General features: G+C 41.3%; 23 protein-coding genes. 13 read left to right on the forward strand and 10 right to left on the reverse strand.

What is annotated here, in order from left to right:
• Positions 1-181 precede the first annotated feature (181 nt).
• Both AC13CS_RS05395 and AC13CS_RS05400 read left to right on the forward strand, forming a co-directional pair.
• Positions 182-1144, forward strand: a complete 963-nt coding sequence (locus AC13CS_RS05395) for a glycosyltransferase family 2 protein (RefSeq protein WP_293168291.1) — start codon at positions 182-184, stop codon at positions 1142-1144.
• Complete coding sequence (locus AC13CS_RS05400) at positions 1125-1997, forward strand: lysylphosphatidylglycerol synthase transmembrane domain-containing protein (RefSeq protein ID WP_293168293.1); 873 nt, start codon at positions 1125-1127, stop codon at positions 1995-1997. The genes AC13CS_RS05395 and AC13CS_RS05400 overlap by 20 nt, the downstream gene beginning before the upstream one ends.
• On the opposite strand, the gene AC13CS_RS05405 is transcribed toward AC13CS_RS05400, so the two are convergent.
• The 5 genes from AC13CS_RS05405 to mazG form a co-directional block, all read right to left on the reverse strand.
• Positions 1994-3652 carry an ArnT family glycosyltransferase gene (locus AC13CS_RS05405; protein WP_293168295.1) on the reverse strand — a complete coding sequence of 553 codons (1659 nt, stop codon included), beginning with the start codon at positions 3650-3652 and terminating at the stop codon, positions 1994-1996. The two genes, AC13CS_RS05400 and AC13CS_RS05405, sit on opposite strands and share 4 nt — an antisense overlap.
• Positions 3649-4218 carry a phosphatase PAP2 family protein gene (locus tag AC13CS_RS05410; RefSeq protein ID WP_293168297.1) on the reverse strand — a complete coding sequence of 190 codons (570 nt, stop codon included), beginning with the start codon at positions 4216-4218 and terminating at the stop codon, positions 3649-3651. Before AC13CS_RS05410 ends, AC13CS_RS05405 begins: the two co-directional genes overlap by 4 nt.
• Entirely contained in the window at positions 4218-4445 is a 228-nt protein-coding gene (locus AC13CS_RS05415) for a hypothetical protein (RefSeq protein WP_293168299.1), read from the reverse strand. Before AC13CS_RS05415 ends, AC13CS_RS05410 begins: the two co-directional genes overlap by 1 nt.
• 381 nt (positions 4446-4826) lie before the next feature.
• Positions 4827-6194, reverse strand: coding sequence for an MATE family efflux transporter (locus AC13CS_RS05420; RefSeq protein WP_293168301.1), 1368 nt, complete (start codon positions 6192-6194; stop codon positions 4827-4829).
• Positions 6195-6277: 83 nt separating this feature from the next.
• Positions 6278-7051, reverse strand: coding sequence for a nucleoside triphosphate pyrophosphohydrolase (mazG, locus tag AC13CS_RS05425; RefSeq protein WP_482888592.1), 774 nt, complete (start codon positions 7049-7051; stop codon positions 6278-6280).
• Between the two features lie 154 nt (positions 7052-7205).
• Here mazG and AC13CS_RS05430 point away from each other — a divergent pair, with 154 nt between their 5' ends.
• Positions 7206-7850: a GDSL-type esterase/lipase family protein gene (locus AC13CS_RS05430; protein WP_482888593.1), complete on the forward strand. Its 645-nt coding sequence runs from the start codon at positions 7206-7208 to the stop codon at positions 7848-7850.
• 54 nt (positions 7851-7904) lie between these two features.
• Positions 7905-9440 carry a family 20 glycosylhydrolase gene (locus tag AC13CS_RS05435; protein ID WP_482888686.1) on the forward strand — a complete coding sequence of 512 codons (1536 nt, stop codon included), beginning with the start codon at positions 7905-7907 and terminating at the stop codon, positions 9438-9440.
• A 3-nt stretch (positions 9441-9443) separates the two neighbouring features.
• Here AC13CS_RS05435 and AC13CS_RS05440 read toward each other — a convergent pair whose 3' ends face one another.
• Genes AC13CS_RS05440 through ruvX form a run of 3 tightly spaced genes read right to left on the reverse strand, consistent with a single transcriptional unit; the run spans position 9444 to position 10948 of the window.
• On the reverse strand, positions 9444-9887 hold the full coding sequence (locus AC13CS_RS05440) for a DUF5606 family protein (protein WP_482888595.1): 444 nt from the start codon (positions 9885-9887) through the stop codon (positions 9444-9446).
• A gap of 55 nt (positions 9888-9942) precedes the next feature.
• Entirely contained in the window at positions 9943-10533 is a 591-nt protein-coding gene (gene def, locus AC13CS_RS05445; protein ID WP_482888597.1) for a peptide deformylase, read from the reverse strand.
• Positions 10534-10537: 4 nt separating this feature from the next.
• Positions 10538-10948 carry a Holliday junction resolvase RuvX gene (gene ruvX, locus AC13CS_RS05450; protein WP_482888598.1) on the reverse strand — a complete coding sequence of 137 codons (411 nt, stop codon included), beginning with the start codon at positions 10946-10948 and terminating at the stop codon, positions 10538-10540.
• Between the two features lie 101 nt (positions 10949-11049).
• Here ruvX and AC13CS_RS05455 point away from each other — a divergent pair, with 101 nt between their 5' ends.
• Both AC13CS_RS05455 and AC13CS_RS05460 read left to right on the forward strand, forming a co-directional pair.
• The gene (locus AC13CS_RS05455; protein WP_482888599.1) at positions 11050-11865 is read left to right on the forward strand and encodes a 2,3,4,5-tetrahydropyridine-2,6-dicarboxylate N-succinyltransferase; all 816 of its coding nucleotides are present in this window, start codon (positions 11050-11052) and stop codon (positions 11863-11865) included.
• 245 nt (positions 11866-12110) lie between these two features.
• Positions 12111-12914: a glycosyltransferase family 2 protein gene (locus AC13CS_RS05460; RefSeq protein ID WP_293168315.1), complete on the forward strand. Its 804-nt coding sequence runs from the start codon at positions 12111-12113 to the stop codon at positions 12912-12914.
• On the opposite strand, the gene AC13CS_RS05465 is transcribed toward AC13CS_RS05460, so the two are convergent.
• Positions 12896-13714 (reverse strand): glycosyltransferase family 2 protein, encoded by an 819-nt coding sequence (locus AC13CS_RS05465; RefSeq protein ID WP_482888600.1) that lies wholly within the window; start codon positions 13712-13714, stop codon positions 12896-12898. The two genes, AC13CS_RS05460 and AC13CS_RS05465, sit on opposite strands and share 19 nt — an antisense overlap.
• 81 nt (positions 13715-13795) lie before the next feature.
• On the opposite strand from AC13CS_RS05465, the gene AC13CS_RS05470 reads away from it, so the two are divergent.
• Genes AC13CS_RS05470 through AC13CS_RS05495 form a run of 6 tightly spaced genes read left to right on the forward strand, consistent with a single transcriptional unit; the run spans position 13796 to position 19269 of the window.
• Positions 13796-14623 (forward strand): zinc-binding alcohol dehydrogenase, encoded by an 828-nt coding sequence (locus AC13CS_RS05470; protein WP_482888601.1) that lies wholly within the window; start codon positions 13796-13798, stop codon positions 14621-14623.
• Positions 14616-15176, forward strand: coding sequence for an L-threonylcarbamoyladenylate synthase (locus tag AC13CS_RS05475; RefSeq protein ID WP_482888602.1), 561 nt, complete (start codon positions 14616-14618; stop codon positions 15174-15176). The genes AC13CS_RS05470 and AC13CS_RS05475 overlap by 8 nt, the downstream gene beginning before the upstream one ends.
• 2 nt (positions 15177-15178) lie before the next feature.
• Positions 15179-16609, forward strand: coding sequence for a CCA tRNA nucleotidyltransferase (locus tag AC13CS_RS05480; RefSeq protein WP_482888603.1), 1431 nt, complete (start codon positions 15179-15181; stop codon positions 16607-16609).
• Positions 16606-17619, forward strand: coding sequence for a COX15/CtaA family protein (locus AC13CS_RS05485; protein WP_482888604.1), 1014 nt, complete (start codon positions 16606-16608; stop codon positions 17617-17619). Before AC13CS_RS05480 ends, AC13CS_RS05485 begins: the two co-directional genes overlap by 4 nt.
• A gap of 42 nt (positions 17620-17661) precedes the next feature.
• The gene (locus AC13CS_RS05490) at positions 17662-18165 is read left to right on the forward strand and encodes an IS1096 element passenger TnpR family protein (protein WP_482877586.1); all 504 of its coding nucleotides are present in this window, start codon (positions 17662-17664) and stop codon (positions 18163-18165) included.
• Between the two features lie 45 nt (positions 18166-18210).
• Positions 18211-19269 (forward strand): nucleoid-associated protein, encoded by a 1059-nt coding sequence (locus tag AC13CS_RS05495; RefSeq protein WP_293168329.1) that lies wholly within the window; start codon positions 18211-18213, stop codon positions 19267-19269.
• On the opposite strand, the gene AC13CS_RS05500 is transcribed toward AC13CS_RS05495, so the two are convergent.
• Positions 19266-20342, reverse strand: coding sequence for a hypothetical protein (locus tag AC13CS_RS05500; protein ID WP_163625847.1), 1077 nt, complete (start codon positions 20340-20342; stop codon positions 19266-19268). The two genes, AC13CS_RS05495 and AC13CS_RS05500, sit on opposite strands and share 4 nt — an antisense overlap.
• Positions 20343-20419: 77 nt before the next feature.
• On the opposite strand from AC13CS_RS05500, the gene AC13CS_RS05505 reads away from it, so the two are divergent.
• On the forward strand, positions 20420-21316 hold the full coding sequence (locus AC13CS_RS05505; RefSeq protein ID WP_163625848.1) for an ABC transporter ATP-binding protein: 897 nt from the start codon (positions 20420-20422) through the stop codon (positions 21314-21316).
• The last annotated feature ends 2 nt before the right edge of the window (positions 21317-21318 follow it).

Consider the following 21318-nt stretch of genomic DNA (forward strand, 5'->3'; position numbering starts at 1 on the left):
TGATTGGAATTGATATAGGCTATTTTTGATGCAGTTTGAGGCATAATTTTTAAGCATAGCCGTAGCTACGGTTCAAAATTATAACGAAGAAATGCGCAAAAAGGGGCATAACAGAACAATTGACAAATTCCTAAACAGGCTCTTAAATAAAAGCGATAAATTTGCACAGATTTTATACTGAATGAGCACCGTCACCGATTCCCTTTTATCCATAGTGGTTCCTTTGTACAACGAGGAGGACAATGTGGTTCTTTTGACCCAAAAAATCAATGAAAGCCTTGAGGGGTACAACTACCAAATTGTGTATGTGGATGACTTTTCCACGGACAAAACCCGTATCAAGGTCAAGGAAATGGACGATAAGAAGGTCCATCTCATTGAACTGAAAAAGAACTATGGCCAAAGTTTGGCCTTGGCCGCCGGGATTGATTACGCCGAAGGGGAATACATCATTACCATGGATGGAGACCTCCAAAACGACCCTTCGGACATTCCACAAATGTTGGAATATGCCATCACCGAAGAATATGATTTAGTTACGGGCATCCGTCAGAAAAGAAAAGATTCCCAAGTAAAAAAAATACCATCTAAAATTGCCAACTTTTTGGTGCGCAGAGTGACTAAGTTGGATATTAAAGACAACGGTTGTGCCCTAAAAGTTTTCACCAAGGACATCGCAAAAAGCCTTAATCTGTATGGTGAAATGCACCGTTTTATTACACTTTTGGCACATTTGGAAGGTGCACAGATCAAACAGGTTCCCGTAAAGCACCACGCAAGACACGCTGGGGTTTCCAAATACGGTCTGGAGCGGGTTTTTAAAGTGGTCGCCGATATGATGCTGTTACTCTTTATCCGAAAATATTTTCAGCGTCCCATCCACCTCTTCGGAATTTTTGGGGTATTGTTGGTTATTTTGGGAGTTTTGATCAATGTGTATTTGTTGATCGTAAAGCTTGGCTTCGGACAGGATATCGGCACCCGACCATTGCTCATATTCGGGATGATGTTCATTGTGGGTGGCATCCAATTGTTTACCATCGGGATTGTGATGGAACTCTTGATCCGTACCTACTACGAATCGCAACAGAAAAGACCGTATCGTATCAAAAAAATCAGCATAGGTGACGGAAAAGCAGCGTAAAAAGCTCATAACCGCCTTGAAGATTATCATCAGTGCGGTCCTGATTTACTTTATTTTCACCAAAATAGAGTTGAAGGATGTACTCCAGACCTTAAAAAAGAGCGACCCTCTCTATTTATTCTTGGCACTGCTGTTTTTTGTACTGTCCAAAGTCTTAGCTGCTCTTAGGACCAACTTGTATTTCCATCAAATTGGAGCCAAGATCTCCCAGTTGAGCAATTTAAAGCTTTACCTATTGGGAATGTTCTACAACCTTTTTTTACCTGGAGGCATTGGCGGCGATGCGTACAAAGGATACGTTATCCAAAAAGAATATCAACCAGGTACCAAGAAAGTAGTCTCCAGCTTACTCTTGGACCGTTTAAGCGGTATGCTTTTGCTTTTTGTGTATGCTTGTGTGCTTGCCCTCTTGGCAAAAAATGTATTTTTTCAAAGCTTTTATTGGTTGGTAACTGCGGCCATTCCCTTAAGTGTAATCGCTTTCTGGTTCGTGAACAAAATATTCTTCATCACTACCCTGCCCGTATTTTGGAAATCCCTAGGGTTTTCGGCCTTGGTGCAACTGGCACAATTAATCAGCGTATTATGTATTTTGAAGTCCTTGTCCGTTAGCATGGACACTATTGAATACCTCTTTGTGTTCTTAGTTTCTTCGATTGTCTCCGTGATACCTTTGACCATTGGCGGAATAGGAAGTCGAGAAGTCACTTTTTTGTACGGTGCAGAGTGGTTGGGGCTGGATGCCAGCACTTCCATCGGTATCAGTTTTACCTTCTTTTTGATAACGGCACTCACCTCACTTTTCGGAGTAATCTATCACTTTAAAAAGCCAAGACTGGATTCAGTAGATTAGTTCAAATGCACCAAATGCATTTTGTTCAATTTTTCTTCTCGCGTATCGGGATTCAAGAATTTGATTTGAAGTCGGGTAATCCGAAATTGGTCCACCGTAATTTGATTGTCCCAAACAATTCCTTTTTTCTCTAATTGCTTCAATTCTTTGTCCGTGGCATACACCCAAACATCATTTTTCTCCGCTATTTCCGAGAGCGAACTTATTTGTACGGGTTTCCTGTTATAAAAATCCAACGACCACGAATATTTTTCCGAAATCTTATAAATGCTATCGACGGGAATGTTGTTCTGCTTTACCTGCTCCGCCATGGTGGACCCCCCCTGGTATTCGAGCAGTTTTGGGTAAAAATGGACATTCATCAAGCCATTTAACAACACCGAACTAAAAATGGCAACACTTACAATTTTTGTGTACGGCGCTTCTTTTTTCAAAATGAAACAAGTCACCAATGCAAGGGCCGTCAGCAAGAACAAATAACTGTACCAACGCTCGAATTTAAATACATAAAAACTCACCAAAACGGTAAAGACCGCCACTAGACCCAATATGAAGTATTGGATGCCCAAAATTACCTTGGCCATCCTCAATTTTTCCTTTTGATGCAACATATACAGGAATGCCGCCGATAGGATCGCATACAAAGGCATTAAAATGTTCATGTAGTGCGGCAATTTAAACTGCGCAAAACTGATGAGCAGGAACAAAATCGAAATCCCACCAACGGTCAGAAATTCTAAATTGGGCCTGTAAGCGAACTTCGCTTCCCAAAAGGTTCTTACTTTAGTCCAATAGCCTATCAAAGCGAGAACCGTCCACGGCAGAAACACCCATAAAAAGGTGTGAAAGAAAAAGAAAAAGTCGCTACTGTTCTTTCCTACCCCTTCTCCACTCATACGTTCAAAGCTCTGTTCCCAAAAAATGAAGAAGATACCGCTACGGTTATCTTTTCCTCTGATTACTTTCTCGGGGTGCAAATCAAACTGATGGTAATAGGCGTACAACATCGGGGCAATGGTGGCACCAAACACCAAAATCGCCACCAAAACTTTCCAATTGAGCAATTGCTGCCATTTTCGGGTATAGGTCAAGTGGCACAGTATCGAAATTCCAATCACTACCAAAGCAATCTGACCTTTGGTGGAAAAGGCCATTCCCGCCCCAAAAGCACCCAGAGCGATACTTTTCAAGGTGTTTTGCTCAATATACTTGGCCAATTGCCAAATGGAAAAGATCGTGAATCCGGTCAAAACAGCATCGGTACGCACATCGATATTGGCCAAGACCATGGTTTGGGCCGTCATAAAAATCAATGAAGCAAACCGCCCCACGTCCTTGTTGTAAAGCAATTTTCCGAGACCGTAGCAACTGTAAGCTCCCAACAAAGTGGACAAAATACCGGGAATTCGGTACGCCCAATCGTGAATTCCAAATATTTTATAGGAAAGTGCGGCCAACCAGTAGTGCATATGGGGCTTATCCAAATACTCTTCGGGACCTTTGAAGAGGCTCAAAAAATCGTTTTCCTGAACCATTCGCATGGCCATTACAGCAAATTGGGCCGAATCGTTCTCGAACAGGGTTACGAACATCCCAATGATATAGACCAACACAATCAATCCAATATAAAACCAGTATCTGGCGGTTGAGATCATACCCCTGTTTTTTGGAAAGCAAATATAGCCAACTTGGCCCACAACCATCCGAAAAGGGAACCTACCAAAGCGCCCGTTATCACATCCAACGGATAATGAACACCGATATAAATTCGGCTATAGGCAACAATACAGGCCCAAATCAACAATACCAAAGAGATGTATTTCACCTTATTCTTAAAAATCACGGTAAAGAAAATCACTGGTCCAAAAGAGTTGGCCGCGTGGGCGGAAAAGTATCCGAATTGTCCTCCACAATAACTTTTTACCAAACGCATGGCGCCACTTACTTCAGGTTCGTGGCAAGGTCGCAATCTACCAACGCCGTATTTAAAGAAATTGGACAATTGGTCGGTACAGGTAATCAGCAAGGCGATGGACACCAAAATTATTCCTGTTCCCTTCCAACCAAAAGTTCGATAGGATAAGTAAAGTAGTAACAGATAAAGCGGAGCTGAATTTCTGGTGGTGGTCATAAACATCCAAAAGCCGTCCCAAGTTTCGGTCCCCAATCCGTTGAGGAACAAAAACAATTCTTTATCGTATTGCAGTAACTGTTCGATCATCAATCGTCGTATCTGGAGACTTCCCTATCGTAAAAGGCCGTAGCGGCTTCGATCAAGCTTTCGGCCTCTTCCATTAAATCCGCCTCATCCTCTTTGGAGAATTCTTCCATCCATTCCACTTCATCATTTTCCAGATTGATGATAAAACGTGGGTATTCGGTATGAACGATAAAAATGGCATCGGGATGGTCCGTATTGTCGGCCAATAAAAATTTAGGTAGTTCCATGTATCAAATAGTTAGATTTCAAATTTTGGAATCTTCTTAATTCAATACCCGATGTGTATTTTGAAGATTTCTCGTCCAAAAACCGTCAATTCGAGTGAAATTCCAAAGGAATTTTGTATCGAGAATCGTTTTTTGGCTTGAAATTCTAGTTCTCGACCTGCCTGCCGGCAGGCAGGTACAATTTTCTTTTGTTTCGACTTCGCTCAACAACCAAAAATCACTCGAACTGACGAATTTCCTTCAAAATCCACAACTGGTTTCAAATTTATAATTAAATGTGCCATATTGAACTCCCGCCGACTGGCGTGGTGTTCAACATCACATATATTTTCATTTTATAATGAGACCCTGAGACGAGCTCAGGGTGACAACCATTCTAATTTAGTCTTCAATCAATTTCTTGGTCAAAAAGTTAAATCGAAGATACAACATTACGGCCGATGCGGTAAGTCCCGATAACAATCCTATCCAAATACCGGTACTTTCAAAACTGGTATGCAACCCCAAGTAATAACTGATGGGAAAACCTATCAACCAGTAGGCCACAAAAGTAATCAGTGTAGGTATCTTTACATCCTGTAAACCACGTAACGCGCCCAAGACCACTACTTGGAGCCCATCAGAAATCTGGAAAAAGGCTGCCACCAACAATAGTTTCGCAGCTATGATGATCACTTCGGTGTTATCGGCTTGGTTCGCAATATCGTCCACATCCAAATAAATGGTCGGCAACCAATGTCTCCCCAATAAGAAAATCACAGCGAAAGCTATTTCCACCAAAAGCGTCAAGAAAAACACAGATTCCGCGATTCGCTTCAACTCTTTATAGTTTCTGAGACCTTTCTGATTTCCGACCCTGACTATAGCTGCCACACCAAGCCCCATACCCACCATAAAGGTCATACTGCTCAAGTTCAATGCTATTTGATTGGCCGCTTGGGCATTTTTTCCAAGCACTCCGCTCAACCAAATGGCCGCTGTAAAAATGGCCACCTCAAAAAACATTTGCAGCGCCGATGGAAATCCAAGACCGATGATTTTGTTCATCACTTTTTTCTCAATCTTTCTAAAGTTGAAATGAGTTACATAGGGAGCAAACTTTTCTTTTCGCTTTAGCAAGTACCAAATAAAGGCCACCATAATCACACGAGATGCCAAAGTACCTACTGCCGCACCAACAATTCCCATCTTGGGAAAGCCCAAAGCACCAAAAATGAGCAAATAGTTCAGGGTAATATTCACCAAGTTGGCCACAATGGTAGTGTACATAGGGTATTTGGTCTGGGATAGACCGTCCGAAAATTGTTTAAAGGCTTGAAATATGATCAAGGGCACTAACGAAAATGCCACCAAATCCAAATAGGGCAAAGCGAGTTCCACCACTTCTGGGGGCTGTTCCATATGGTGTATCAAGGGTTTGGAAACTTGGATGAGTCCAAACAGGGATAAACCCAGTACGGTACAAAGTACCAAACCGTGTTTTAAGGCACTTTTGCCCGCTGCTTGGTCCTTTGCCCCGTCCGCTTCGGCCACCAAAGGAGTGATGGCAGTGGAAAAACCAATACCGAGCGACATGGCAATGAACACAAAACTATTGCCCAAGGAGACCGCTGCCAGTTCAGCAGTTCCCAATTGCCCTACCATAATGTTGTCTGCAAAGGCCACAAAAGTGTGCCCCAGCATTCCCAAAATAACGGGATAGGACAGTTTTAGGTTATAGGCGAATTCTTTGGTGTAGTTTTGAAACACAGCGGATATTTAAAAAAGGATGGCAAATATAGGTAGATTGATGACAATCTTGGTCGGTTGAAATGTTAGGGAATGAATAAATCTCACAACTGCTTCGCCTCTTCCCAGTAAACGTCCATTTCGGCCAAGGTCATGTCCTTTATGGACTTTCCTGCTTCCTTGGCTTTTCCCTCCAAATATTGAAAGCGTTTGATGAATTTTTTATTGGTCCGCTCCAATGCATTTTCCGGATTGATTTTTAGGAAACGGGCATAATTCACCATCGAAAAAAGCACATCGCCAAATTCGGACTCCATTTTATCGGCATTGTTGGTCGCCACCTCTTCTTGAAGCTCCCCCAACTCCTCTTTCAGCTTTTCAAAAACCTGCTCGGGCTCTTCCCAATCAAATCCCACACCGGCTACCTTGTCTTGGATCCTATTGGCCTTCACCAAGGAGGGCAAACCATTGGGAACGCCTTCCAGCACGCTCTTTTTACCTTCTTTTAATTTGATGTTTTCCCAATTCTGCTTCACATCCTCCTCATTCTCCACTTTTACATCGCCATAAATGTGCGGGTGTCGGTTAATCAATTTATCACAGATACCGTTGGCCACATCGGCAATATCAAAATCCTGTGTTTCGGAACCTATTTTGGCGTAAAAAACGATATGCAATAAAATATCGCCCAGTTCTTTCTTCACCTCTTCCAAATCATTGTCGAGAATGGCATCGCCCAATTCGTAGGTTTCCTCAATGGTTAAATGGCGAAGCGTCTGCATGGTCTGCTTTTTGTCCCATGGGCATTGCTCGCGCAATTCATCCATTATGGTCAAAAGACGGTCAAAAGCACCCAACTGCTCCGATCTTGTGTTCATTTTTTTCTATTTTGACCAAAAATACAAAGACCCCACATTAGAAAATCCATCATCAAAATTTACTTATGAAAAGTATTCTTGTATTTTTCAACAAAGCATGCTTACGGAAAAATATTACTATCTTCAACGTCGTTTTTAGGCAAAATCCGGCAGAATGAAACATTTTTTTATTGCATTGCTCTTGGTACCGTTAATGGCCATTGGGCAAAACGATAATCCTTTTAAAAATGAGGTTAGGTCAATTCAGCAAAAAAATGATTCCCTTTGGGATTCTTCCAAGCCGACCATTGTTTTTACGGGAAGTTCCAGTATCCGGTTTTGGACAGATATACAGAAAAGGTTTCCGGAACATCAAGTGCTGAACACAGGCTTTGGTGGTTCCCAATTTTCCGATCTTGGGCTTTATCTTGATGAATTGATTTTGGACTATAGGCCCGTAAAAGTATTTATTTATGAAGGTGACAACGATATTTTTGCCAAGAAGAGACCTCGAAAAATAGTAAAAACTGCCGAAGGCATCCTTAACAAACTACAACTGGAAAATCCAAACATGGAGATTGTATTGATATCGGCCAAACCGAGTATCTCTCGATGGAAATACAGAGGTAGATACCGTCGTCTAAACCGAAAATTGGACCGATTGGCATCAAAAACCGATGGGATAGATTTTGTTGACGTTTGGTATCCGATGCTAAATAAAAGAAAAGTAAAACAAGACATCTTTATTGAAGATGGACTTCACATGAACGATAAAGGATATGACATCTGGTACGATGTTATCAAAAATTACATAGACTAAAACCAAACAAACGTGATTTACAGATCAATTTTGCTGTTCGTTGCAGTTATCTGCATGACAGCTTGCCAAACCGAAAAAAAGGAAATCAATTTTCCAAAAACAGACCTTGCGAAAGCTCCGTTGATTCCAAAACCCATTAAAACCATTCCAACAGGTAGTGCCTTTGGACTGGATGCGGGAACTGCGATTTACACCTCGACCACAGACCCGGAATTTGAGAAAGTGGGCAGGTTTTTATCCGATAACATTAAATCCAAAACAGGGCTTGATGTTGCGGTAAATGCATCAAACGGGGAAAAATTAGAACGATTGATCTACATCAACCAATCGGATAGCGTTGATTTGGAAAGTCCGGAAGCCTATCAGCTCTACATCAAAAATGATTCCATTTTATTGAATGCCAAAACCGCTGCTGGGGCTTTTAGGGGTGTTCAGACGCTTCGCCAACTCATTCCGGAAAAAAGTAATGATACTTTGACGGACCGCCCCATGTGGGTAATTCCTTCGGGCAAGATAATGGATGCCCCAAAATTTGGTTACCGTAGCTCCATGCTGGATGTTGCCAGACATTTTTTCACGGTTGAGGAAGTCAAAAAATACATTGATGCCCTGGCTTACTACAAATTTAACACACTGCATTTGCACTTAACGGACGACCAAGGGTGGCGCATTGAGATAAAATCTTGGCCCAAACTGACCGAGGTAGGCGGTGCCAGCGAAGTGGGCGGTGGTGAAGGTGGTTTTTACACACAAGAACAATACAAAGACCTTGTGGCATACGCTGCGGACAGACATATTACGATTGTTCCCGAAATAGATATGCCAGGGCATACCAATGCAGCATCGTTGAGCTATCCTTTTTTACACTATGCCGGAGCAGAGACACCTCGGGTACGAACCGACATGAAAGTAGGCTACAGCTCTTTTGATGCCAAAAAAGATACCGTTTACAGCTTTTTGGATGATGTAATCGGCGAAATCGCATCCATGTCACCTGGTCCATACTTTCATATTGGGGGTGATGAAAGCCACGTGACCAAAAAGGATGATTACATTCTTTTTGTGGAAAAAGTGGAAAAAATTGTACAAAAGCACAACAAAAGAATGATTGGTTGGGACGAAATTGCACAGGCAGATATTGCCCCTAGTTCGGTAGTTCAATTATGGAACAATGCTGAAAATGCCTTGAACGCAGCTGAAAATGGTTCTAAAATTATTATTTCCCCTGCAAAAAAGGCCTATTTGGACATGAAATACGACTCCATCTCCGAATATGGCTTAAAATGGGCCGGGTATATACCTGTTGATGTGGGCTATAAATGGAATCCAGAAACCTATGCCGAAGGACTTGGTAAAGAGAACATTCTTGGGATTGAAGCCCCGCTATGGTCGGAAACCATAAGCAACGGTACCGAATTGGAATATTTGGCCTTCCCACGAATAATTGGTTATGCCGAATTGGGGTGGTCTCCCGGAGAGCACTTAAATTGGGAAGATTACAAAGAGCGCCTTGCCGCACAAGTTCCCTATTTGGAAGCCATGCAGATCAATTACTACCCATCAAAATTGGTGGATTGGAAAAAGGAATAGTGTTTATTCTTCCTCTTCTGAGGCAGGAACAGTAGGTTCTTCAGCATCCTTTTCGTCTTCAACAAAATCAGTGATATTGTTGTCGAGAAGGATGTTGTACCACTGTATAATTTTTTTGATGTCGCTAGCGTACACTCGGTCCTCATCATAATTGGGAAGCACTTCGAAGAAATACTCTTCCAACTCGATTTTTTCAGCCTTGTGACTGATGGAAGTTTTTTTACCGTCTTCCTTTTCCTTGATTTTTTGAAAGACCTCTTTCAAAGGAATTTCCTCCTCCAAGGTATAAATGGCTATTTCGGACAACACGCTTACATTGCTTCTTAAACCAACGGTTACACGTTTGCCATCCAAAAGGGATTCGCCAACAAATCCGCCCCGGGTTTGTGTCAATAATTTGTAAAGTCCCGGTTTACCTCCAATAGATAAAATCTTGTCTAATGCCATTCAAATAGTAATTTATGGGCGCAAAAATATGTTTTTATCGCAAACAGCGATTTTTTTAACGTCCTTTTTTGATTTTGGGAAACCTCATTCTGTAATCCACATCTATTTTTCCTTTGGAAATTTTCTCCAATCGACTTTTTAAAAGACGTTTTCTAAGCGTTGAAAGCTTATCTGTGAACAAAATTCCTTCAATATGATCGTATTCGTGCTGAATCACCCGGGCCAATAGGCCGTCAAAAGTTTCGGTATGAGGTTTAAAGTCTTCATCCAAGTAACTTATGGTGATCTCGGGCTTGCGTTTTACATCTTCACGGATATCGGGAATACTTAAACAACCTTCGTTAAAGTCCCACTCCTTACCACTTTCCTCTTCAATTTTGGCGTTGATGAATACTTTCTTGAATCCATCCAGCTGTTTTTGTTCCGCTTCGGTCAACTCGTCATCATCTGCAAAAGGTGTGGTGTCCACCATAAACATTCTAATGGGAAGTCCCACCTGCGGGGCGGCCAAACCAACGCCATGGGCATTGTACATGGTCTCCCACATGTTTGTTATCAATTCATCCAGTTTTGGATATTCTGATGTAATATCCTTTGCCTTTTTTCGCAAAACGGGGTCTCCGTAGGCTACTATGGGTAAAATCATAAAATCAATATCTGTTTAAGTATGCCTGCAATATGAGCGTGGCACTTATTTCGTCGACTAGGGCCTTGTCCCTTCTTTTTTTCTTTTTCATTCTGCTGTCCAGCATTGACTGTACCGCCATTTTGGAGGTAAAACGCTCGTCTTGGCGTTCCACGGGAATGGATGGAAACTTGGCCTTCAGTTTGTTTAAAAATCCTTGGATAAGCACTTCGGACTCGGATGCGGTATTGTCCATTTGTTTGGGCAAGCCTACTACAAAACGTTCTACCGATTCCTTTTGCGTATACTCCGCCAAAAACGTCAACAAATCTTTGGTTTCAACGGTGGTCAAACCAGAAGCGATCAGCTGAAGTTCATCGGTAACCGCTATTCCCGTCCGCACCTTTCCAAAATCCAAAGCCAAAATTCTAGCCAAAATATTTTTTTGGCAAAAATAACCTTAAAAATGTTATGCGCTTAAAAATGGGAACCATAATTCTGCCATGGGGCTTATCTTTGTCAAAACTTTAAGAAAAAATGACAGGATTAAGAACGCTGATAGAACAAGCCTGGGACAATAGATCCTTGTTGGAAGATGAAAAAACGCAAGTCGCCATACGTGAAGTAATAGACCTGATCGATGCGGGTGAGTTGCGGTGTGCTGAACCAACGGAAGATGGTTGGCAAATAAACGAATGGGTGAAAAAAGCGGTGGTGCTTTATTTCCCCATCCAAAAAATGGAAGTTTTAGAGGCTGGCATTTTTGAATATCACGATAAAATTCCATTGAAAAGAGGCTATAAAGAAAAAGGTGTTCGCGTGGTGCCGCATGCCGTTGCAAGACACGGGGCCTATATTTCCAAAGGAACCATTTTAATGCCCAGTTATGTAAACATTGGCGCTTATGTGGATGAAGGCTCCATGGTGGATACTTGGGCCACGGTGGGAAGTTGTGCACAGATTGGTAAAAACGTCCATTTGAGTGGCGGTGTTGGTATTGGAGGTGTATTGGAACCTTTGCAAGCGGCTCCCGTAATTATCGAAGACAATGCCTTTATCGGCTCTAGATGTATTGTTGTGGAAGGGGTGCGTGTTGAAAAAGAGGCTGTTTTGGGCGCCAATGTGGTTTTGACCGCTTCAACCAAAATAATTGACGTTACCGGTGACGAACCTGTTGAATTGAAAGGAAGAGTTCCGGCTAGATCGGTTGTTATTCCCGGTAGCTATACCAAAAAATTCCCTGCGGGTGACTATCAGGTGCCTTGTGCCCTGATCATTGGCAAAAGAAAGGAAAGCACGGATAAGAAAACTTCGTTGAACAATGCGCTCCGAGAGCACAATGTAGCAGTGTAAGGCTATGCCCTCATTTTTTTGAGCTTAGATAATGATAGGGTTGTTTTTTTGACGAAAAAGAAGCAACCCTATTGCTTTTTCAGCCTCTATAATATACCTATTAGAATTAAATTTTGAGATTTTAACAAAAAACAAGTAGGGAAATTGAAGAGCCAATTGTTTGTAAGAAAAAGAAACGTTCAAACAATTTTTACGCTGTTTTTTTGTTATAGCTTTGTAAAAATTAAACACTACACCAATAAATTATGGCTGAATTGAGCACCCCAAAGCAAAAAATATCAGCACTTGTGATTACCTACAATGAAATGGGATACATTGAAAAATGTATCGACTCCGTTTCCTTTGCCGATGAAATTTTAGTGGTTGATTCCTACAGTACCGATGGTACTTACGAGTATCTTTTGGACCATCCAAAAGTCAGGGTAATCCAAAACCCTTTTGAAAACTTTACGGCTCAAAAGTCGTTCACGCTTAAACAGGCGACAAATGACTGGGTCTTGTTTTTGGATGCGGACGAGGTGGTTACAGAAAGTCTTCAAAAAGAAATTATCGACACCATAAACAACCCTAATGCCCAAGAAGCATATTGGTTTTATAGAAAGTTTATGTTCCAAAACGAGCCTCTAAATTTTAGTGGATGGCAGACCGACAAAAATTATAGGCTTTTCCGAAAGAGCAAAGCTCATTTCACGGATAGAAAAATTGTACACGAAACTTTGGTTGTCGATGGCAAGTCTGGCATTCTAAAAGAAAAATTGATTCATTTCTGCTACAAAAATTATGAAGACTACAAAGGTAAAATGCTCAAATATGGCAGATTAAAAGCCAAAGAAGACTTTTACAAGGAAAAGCATTTCAATTACCTTTTGATGACAGTAAAACCTATCTGGAAATTCTTCAACCATTACATTCTACGCCTCGGATTTTTGGATGGCAAAAAAGGATGGACCATTTGTTACTTGAACGCCCTTGGTGTCTTTGAAAGGTTCAAAGAATTAAAACGATTGGAGAAAAAGAACGAGCTTGCCTATTATTTGGTAATGCCGTAGTGCGTCCAAACCATTTTATTGGATTTGGTCTCCTTTCTAATAGCTTGGTTCTTGGCAATGGATTCAGGTGTTTTATATCCTCTTTTATGATCCAAGTGCACGCAGACCGCACTATAACGTAACTGTTTCGATTTTATCCCAAAATTGAACAAGCGCTCACCCAATTCACGATCCTGCCCACCGTACTGCATACGCTCGTCAAAACCGTTAACATTTAAAATATCCTTTTTCCAACCCGATGAATTATGACCGTTCCAGCTAGCATTGGTCGGAGTAAAAGTATTCAACAACTTGGAAACAATTCCATTTGCCGTGAGTTTATTGTTCTTAAAAGTCTTTGGAATACCTTTTTCCTTGAGCCAATGAATATTAAAACAATGCTGTTTTTCAATATCTTCAAGGGTAATCATTTTGGAAATATTCATGGGCAGCATATAGTACCCGCCAGAAATAAAGTATCCAGGTTCTTTGTTAATGTAGTGCACCTCCACAAAATCCTCCCGTGGAATACAGTCACCATCTGTCATAATAATATAATCGGCATTGCACGCCTCCACAGCTTTATTGAGAATTCTTGACTTTTGGAACCCATCGTCCTCTTGCCACACATGGATAATATTGTAAAAGACCTTTTTGGACATTTTTTCCAATAACTCCTTGGTTTTAGGACCGGAACCATCATCGGCAATAACCACCTCAAAATCCTTGAAAATTTGGCAGTTGAACCCCCACAGCACTTTTTTTAGCCACTCTTCGGAGTTATAAGTGCTTACAATTACTGATATTTTCGGTGATTCCATTTCCTTTTGGTTCATCTGGACAAAAATAGAAATATTAAATGTTATCTCATATCCTTAATTTTGTGATTCTAAACTTCCAAAATGAAGGTTAAAGAAATCCCTGTTTCACTTTTTTATCAAGCTAATTTAACTTGGCAATCCAAGGAAAAGCTTTCGTCCAATAAAAAGCAGATTCCGGTAATATTATCGTTGGCTTCAATCCCATCAAGATTAAACATTGTACACCTTACTATTCGGAGTTTGCTGAATCAAGATGTGTTACCGGAAAAAATCATGCTTTGGTTGCACAATGACTTAAGGGGAAAAATCCCAAAAAAACTTAATGTGCTGATTGGAGACTTGTTCACTGTTGAATTTACGGACTACTACAGTTCACATAGAAAACTGGTAGAACCTCTTAAGCATTATCCAAAAAAAGCCATCATCACTTGTGATGATGATATGATGTACCGGAAAAACTGGCTGTCAAAACTGTATGAAGCCCATCAAGGGAATCCAGATAAAATCATAGCCAATCAAACCCGATGCATTACTTATGATAGATTAGGGGAACTGCTGCCGTACAAACAATGGAAATCGAATAAATCAGGCTGTGAAAACCCTGAATTAACATTGCCCATTGGTGCTGGCGGTACTTTTTACCCACCCAACACCATGCATGAACAGGTTTTTGACAAAGACCTATTCTTAAAGCTTGTTCCAAATGCTGATGATCTTTGGTTTAAGGTTATGGGACTTTTCAAAAACACAGTTTCAATACAAGCCGGAAATACCGGAAAAGACCCCATCCCAATTTGGGGCTCACAAAAGGTTTCCTTGAAAAAAGGGAATATTGGAATGGACAAAAACAGGACACAATGGATGGCCTTGACCAACCATTTTAATCTAAAATTCGAGAACATTGATTGAAGAAATCAACAACTGCAATAAAATACTGCAAGAAGGCGGGCTCATCCTCTACCCTACCGATACGGTCTGGGGCATAGGCTGCGATGCCACCAACCCCGAAGCCGTTAAAAAAGTATACGCCCTCAAAAAAAGGGAAGATACCAAAGCCCTCATCTGTTTGGTAGCCAACCAGGCCATGCTGGAACGCCATGTTAAGGAAGTGCCCGATGTGGCCTACGATATTATGGACTTGGCCACAAAACCCACCACCATTGTGTTTGATAATCCCATCGGCATTGCCAGCAATCTGGTGGCTGAAGATAATACATTGGCTATTCGGGTGGCTTCCGATAAATTCTGCCAATATCTCATCAATAAATTCAGAAAACCGATAGTTTCCACATCCGCCAATATTTCGGGGAATCCTACCCCAAAACAATTCAAGGATATTGAAGAAGAAATTTTAAAAGGAGTGGACTATGTGGTAAATTTGCCCGATGAAAATATAAACCCTTCCCCATCCTCCATCATTAAATTGAGCAACGACGGACAAGTGAAGGTTATTCGGGAATAATAATGACGAAGGAATTCCATACAAAAGCAATACAACATCCTATTTTTAAACTTATTGGCGAAGCTTCGGATGAGTTGGGAGTGGATTCTTATGTAATCGGCGGGTTTGTTCGTGATTACTTTTTAAAACGAAACACCCCAAAGGACATAGACATTGTCGCCATTGGCAGTGGAATAGAACTTGCCAAAAAGGTGGCCTCCAAACTGAAGGGCAAACCTGAAATTTCCGTGTTCAAGAATTTTGGCACCGCCATGATCAAGCACAAGGATTTGGAGCTTGAATTTGTGGGTGCCCGAAAAGAAAGTTACAATCGCGATAGCCGAAAACCCATTGTGGAGGATGGCACTTTGGAAGACGACCAAAACCGCCGCGATTTTACCATAAATGCCATGGCTTTGGCATTAAATGAATCCAATTTTGGCGAGCTTTTAGACCCTTTTGATGGTTTGACCGATTTGGACCGAAAAATTATCCGGACACCTTTGGATCCGGGCATTACGTATTCCGACGACCCATTACGGATGATGAGAGCCATTCGTTTTGCCACACAATTACACTTTACGATTGAACTGCAATCGCTCCAAGCTATTACCGAGAACAAGGACCGCATTAAAATAGTGTCCAAAGAACGTATTGTGGACGAGCTCCACAAAATTTTGATGAGCTCCAAACCATCTGTTGGTTTTAAATTGATGCACCAAACAGAACTTCTTCCATTAATTCTACCCGAGCTAACGGCACTACAGGGAATAGAGGAAAAGGAAGGCCAACGCCATAAGGATAACTTTTGGCACACTCTGGAGGTGGTGGACAATATTGCCGAAACCACCGACAACCTTTGGTTACGCTGGGCCGCATTGCTGCACGATATCGGCAAGGCTCCCACCAAAAAATTCCATAAAAAAATCGGTTGGACGTTCCATGCGCACGAATTTGTTGGGGCAAAAATGGTGTACAAACTCTTCAAAAGGTTGCGGATGCCCTTGAACGAGAAAATGAAATTCGTTCAAAAAATGGTATTGATGAGTTCAAGGCCCATCATCCTTTCCGAGGATCATGTGACCGATTCCGCGGTAAGGCGGTTGGTTTTTGATGCAGGGGATTTTGTGGAAGATTTGATGACGCTTTGCGAGGCCGACATTACAACCAAGAACCCGCGCAAACAGAAAAAGTACAAGAACAATTTTAAGATAGTCCGTCAAAAAATAGTGGAGGTCGAAGAACGTGACCATATCCGAAACTTTCAACCGCCCGTTTCTGGTGAAGAGATTATGAAAACCTTCAACCTAAAGCCTTCAAAAGAAATTGGCATCATCAAAGACGCCATCAAAGAAGCCATTCTAGAGGGAGAAATTCCCAACGAGTATGAAGCCGCCTACCATTTTATGTTGGAAAAAGGCAAAAAAATGAATTTAAAAGTCCACTCCGAATGAAAAAGAACAAATATGTAGTGTATTGGTTGTTAACAGGATGCTTTCTCATTTTTGTCATGGTTTTGGTCGGGGGTATCACGCGTCTTACGCATTCTGGACTTTCCATTTCCGATTATAAATTGATACAGGGCACCATACCGCCAATGAACGAGCAGGAATGGCAAGAGGCTTTTGACCTCTACAAACAATATCCAGAGTACCAAAAACTAAACTACCATTTTGGAATTGAGGAATTTAAGGACATCTACTTCTGGGAATGGCTGCACAGGGTTATAGGTAGATTTATCGGCGTGGTATTTATTTTGCCGTTCTTATACTTTTTGTTCACCAAAAAATTGGACAGGCCCACCATCAAAAAATGTCTGATTCTGCTCTTTATGGGCGGATTCCAGGGTTTTTTGGGCTGGTACATGGTCAAAAGCGGCCTTGTGGACCGTCCCGATGTGTCCCACTATAGGTTGGCGGCTCACTTGACCACGGCATTCCTCACCTTCGCCTATAGTTTGTGGGTGGCACTGGACCTTATTTATCCAAAGCGAAAAGAAATCAATATAAAAATCAGGAACCTGGTTCGAGCTGGACTTGTCCTCCTCTTGGTACAGATTATCTGGGGTGCCTTTGTGGCAGGTTTGGACGCAGGTTTTATACACAACCATTGGCCCTTGATGAACGAAGGCAAACTGATGCACGAAACGGTGTACATTGAGCAACAACCCCTGATCAAAAACTTTTATGAAGGGAAAAGCGGAGTACAGTTTGTACACCGATACCTAGCTTATGTTGTAGTTGGTTTTATTGCATTGATTTGGTACAGAACACGTAAAATACAGACAACTCCGCTTCAAGAAAAAGGGTTGAAAACACTATTGGCCTTGGTTTTTGTTCAATTTGTATTGGGTGTGCTCACATTAATTTATGCCGTTCCCCTTTGGTTGGGAATTGCGCATCAAATCGGTGCATTTTTCCTTTTGGCTGCCATGACTTTTACATTGCACAGGTTCGCCAAATAAGGTCTATTATTGTACCTTTGTGTCCACTCTAAAATTTGATGGATGATTTATAAAATCAGGATAATACTTGATGCTGAGGAAGATATCTTTCGCGATATCGAAATTGAAGACCAAAGTAATTTGGAAGATTTCCACAATGCCATAACCCAAGCTTTTGGTTTTGAAGGGAGTGAAATGGCCTCCTTTTACACCTGTGATGAAGAATGGAACCAAGATGAGGAAATTGCCCTCTTTGACATGAGCGAGAGCGGTTCCGATATCCGATTGATGAACGAAACATCCCTTGACGATGTTTTAACGGAGGACAATCCAAAAATGATCTATGTGTACGACTTTTTTAGCATGTGGACCTTTTTTGTGGAATTGGCCGATATTGTTGACAAAGAAGATGGCAAGGTATACCCGAACCTATTGTTTACCTTTGGTGAACTGCCCGATGCCCCCCCAGAAAAGCAGTTTGAGGCAAAGCCCAGCGATGATGAAGGCGATTTTGACGATCTCCTAGATAGGTACGACGATATGGACTTTGACGAAAACTGGAATTAAAAGAACGCTTCACCTAAGTTTTAACCCTTAACACTTTACCTAAAAATGCTAAACCTATATTCCGCCCAAATCGAAAGCATTTCGCTTCACCGTGTTGGCAATAAAAGTAAAAACGAATCCGCTTTTTTGTCCGCAGAGCCTTTTTCGCTCAACGATGAAATGGCCGGTTTGCTGAAGGAATATTTCTTTAAGCCTTTCAGGGAAAAGGAGGAAAACTATTATAAGTTCAATCACGAAGTGGACGTGGAATTCAACGAGGTTTGTACAGCGGTCACGGAAATTTTCGAAAACCCATCCGACAACCACAGGCTTTCCAAAAAAATAACTACACACCTTTTTGAGCAATCCAACCACCCGCATATAAAAAGTGGGGAAGTTTATGTGGTGCATTTTTCGGATATGGTCATCGACAACCAAAAAACGGATGCGGTGGGTATTTTTAAAAGCGAGTTGAAGCACGATTTTCTTCAATTTGAAGAGAACGAACATAATTTGGAGATCTTGATTCGACAAGGCATCAACATCAATAAGCTTGACAAGGGGTGTATTGTATTCAACATCAACAAAGAAGAAGGATTTAAAGTTCTTTCCGTAGATAGCAACCGTTATGACGCAAAATACTGGCTGGAAAACTTTTTGGGAGTGTTGCCATTGACCGATGACAACTTCTACACAAAGAATTACCTTAAATTCTGTCAAAACTTTGCAAAAGATGTGGTTTTGCCTGCCGAGGACAAGCAACAGGAAGTCATGTTCATGAACCGTGCTGTGAATCACTTTGCCAAAAACGACAATTTTGAAGAGACCTCATTCTTGAACGAGGTCATGGAAAACCCAGAGCTTATCCCTGAGTTTAAGCACTACAAAGTAGAGAAGGGACCCAAATACAGCATTGAGGACGTTTCCAATTTTGATATTGCGAACAAGGCCGTGAGCGATGCCCGTAAAAAAATAAAGAACGTCATTAATCTGGACACCAACATTCAGATAAAAATGGATTTCATCAACCCGGAATCCGCGGAAAAATTTGTGGAAAAAGGTTGGGACGAGGAACGGCAGATGTATTACTACCTTGTTTATTTCAACAAGGAACAGAAAAGTTAGAATTTCTTCTCTATAATCTCTCGCATACTTACATCCTCGTAGTTTCGCTTCACAAAATCCAGGGCGTGGATCAATACCTCTCCCATGGTGTTGCTGTCCCTAAAATTAATGTCTCCCGTTAGCTCCAACAATTGAGTTTTAAGCATTTCTATATTTTCTGGCGGGGCAATGGTGTCTTCTTTGCATACATCCAATAGTCGCTTAAGTCTTCTACCCCAGCTCAATATTCTTTTGGCAATAATGGAACGCTCCTCTACAATATACTGGTTTACGGAATCAATGGTCAATTTATCCTGGACCAAATCGACCATGGTTTTGTTCTCCTTAAAAAATTGGGGGCGGTACACTTTTATTTTTCCTTCATAACATTGTTGGTCAAAATCTATGGCCCTTATCTTATAGACCACACTATCAAAATCGTGAGTAGGAACTATAACATAGTTATAGGAACGCATATCGCCCAGCAAACGAATCATACATCGTTCGTTAAATTTCACGAACTCCTTGGCAATCTGTGCTTTATCAAACTCGGTACACTTGGGCAGATTTTTCTTCATAAAAACATCCCCTGGTATACCAACAATGTGTTCTTCTATCAAGGTATTTTCGTAAATCACAAAATTGAGGTTGTACGGAGATAGCATGTGTTCGAGCTCCAAGCCATATACGCGGGATGCATCTGTCTTTTTTACATAGAACAGGGTATAGTTATCGTTCAAAATGTTACGCACCTTTATTCTAAAAGGTTTGGAGTTCCCAAAAGTGCAATAGTCCACATAATCTACATTTAAATAGGGGAAAATGGAATCACTGCCATCCGAAACAAAGTTGGAATACACCCGTTTTAACGCAAGATCGATCTCATCGCGGTCGAACTCTGGATAAAACACCCTTACCCAAAGGGTATCCTCATCATTGGCATCGTACACGGCTACACTTCCCGAAAACCGAAGCAGGTCATCATAATGGATGGGAATCTCTATTTTTCGATTGTAATATTTCAAATATTTATCCAAATCCTTGCTTATGGGATAGGCAGGTTTCTTTTTCGACATCAATTTTTCTTCCGACATTGTATTCAATTATTTGTAACAAATTGCAATATACTTCGTCAAGTTAGTATAAACCATTCAAAAAACGATAGCATATCTTGGAAACAATACTAACCGTTAACCATCTTACCAAAAAATTTGGTTATCTCACTGCAGTCAACGACCTCTCCTTTACTATTGAGAAGGGGAATGTTTATGGCATCTTGGGACCCAATGGAAGTGGCAAGTCCACAACCTTGGGTATCATTCTAAATGTTGTAAACCGTACTTCAGGTGATTTTAGCTGGTTCGATGGAACCACATCAACCCACGACGCCTTAAAAAAGGTTGGCGCCATTATTGAACGCCCCAATTTTTATCCGTACATGAACGCCATCCAGAATTTAAGACTGGTTTGCAAAATAAAAAATGTGCCGGAAACCAAAATTCAAGAAAAACTGGAATTGGTGGGGCTGTGGGACCGTCGCAACAGCAAATTCAAAACGTATTCGCTGGGTATGAAACAACGCATGGCCATTGCCTCTGCGCTGCTCAACGACCCTGAAATATTGATTTTGGACGAGCCTACCAATGGCTTAGATCCTCAGGGGATCCATCAGATACGGGAAATCATCAAGAAAATTGCAAGTCAAGGCACCACTATTCTATTAGCCTCCCACCTATTGGACGAAGTAGAGAAGGTATGTTCGCACGTCATCATTCTTCGCAAGGGCGAAAACCTGTATTCAGGACCTGTGGACAGTATGTTGGCAAGTCATGGCTTTTTTGAATTGAGGTCGAACAACATGGACCAATTACAGGAACTCTTAGAAAAAAGTGCCAGTTTTGGCAAGATAGAAAACTTCAACGGCACCCTTACTGCCTATTTAAAAGAGGAAATGGATGCTGAAAGCTTGAACAAAATGCTGTTTGATAAAGGAATTACACTTTCGCATCTTGTAAAACGAAAAGAAAGCCTCGAAGAACAATTTTTAACCTTGACCAAAAACCAATAATC

This window comes from Flagellimonas sp. B-3, assembly GCF_056857835.1.

Coding starts and splice junctions, on each gene's coding strand:
- def (WP_482888597.1), bottom strand. CDS start 10,533: ATGATTTTACCCATAGTAGCCTACGGAGACCCCGTTTTGCGAAAAAAG.
- AC13CS_RS05495 (WP_293168329.1), top strand. CDS start 18,211: ATGCTAAACCTATATTCCGCCCAAATCGAAAGCATTTCGCTTCACCGT.
- AC13CS_RS05415 (WP_293168299.1), bottom strand. CDS start 4,445: ATGGAACTACCTAAATTTTTATTGGCCGACAATACGGACCATCCCGAT.
- AC13CS_RS05465 (WP_482888600.1), bottom strand. CDS start 13,714: ATGGAATCACCGAAAATATCAGTAATTGTAAGCACTTATAACTCCGAA.
- AC13CS_RS05500 (WP_163625847.1), bottom strand. CDS start 20,342: ATGTCGGAAGAAAAATTGATGTCGAAAAAGAAACCTGCCTATCCCATA.
- AC13CS_RS05435 (WP_482888686.1), top strand. CDS start 7,905: ATGACAGCTTGCCAAACCGAAAAAAAGGAAATCAATTTTCCAAAAACA.
- AC13CS_RS05460 (WP_293168315.1), top strand. CDS start 12,111: ATGGCTGAATTGAGCACCCCAAAGCAAAAAATATCAGCACTTGTGATT.
- AC13CS_RS05480 (WP_482888603.1), top strand. CDS start 15,179: ATGACGAAGGAATTCCATACAAAAGCAATACAACATCCTATTTTTAAA.
- AC13CS_RS05440 (WP_482888595.1), bottom strand. CDS start 9,887: ATGGCATTAGACAAGATTTTATCTATTGGAGGTAAACCGGGACTTTAC.
- AC13CS_RS05405 (WP_293168295.1), bottom strand. CDS start 3,652: ATGATCTCAACCGCCAGATACTGGTTTTATATTGGATTGATTGTGTTG.
- AC13CS_RS05410 (WP_293168297.1), bottom strand. CDS start 4,218: ATGATCGAACAGTTACTGCAATACGATAAAGAATTGTTTTTGTTCCTC.
- AC13CS_RS05395 (WP_293168291.1), top strand. CDS start 182: ATGAGCACCGTCACCGATTCCCTTTTATCCATAGTGGTTCCTTTGTAC.
- AC13CS_RS05485 (WP_482888604.1), top strand. CDS start 16,606: ATGAAAAAGAACAAATATGTAGTGTATTGGTTGTTAACAGGATGCTTT.
- mazG (WP_482888592.1), bottom strand. CDS start 7,051: ATGAACACAAGATCGGAGCAGTTGGGTGCTTTTGACCGTCTTTTGACC.
- AC13CS_RS05455 (WP_482888599.1), top strand. CDS start 11,050: ATGACAGGATTAAGAACGCTGATAGAACAAGCCTGGGACAATAGATCC.
- AC13CS_RS05490 (WP_482877586.1), top strand. CDS start 17,662: ATGATTTATAAAATCAGGATAATACTTGATGCTGAGGAAGATATCTTT.
- AC13CS_RS05430 (WP_482888593.1), top strand. CDS start 7,206: ATGAAACATTTTTTTATTGCATTGCTCTTGGTACCGTTAATGGCCATT.
- AC13CS_RS05470 (WP_482888601.1), top strand. CDS start 13,796: ATGAAGGTTAAAGAAATCCCTGTTTCACTTTTTTATCAAGCTAATTTA.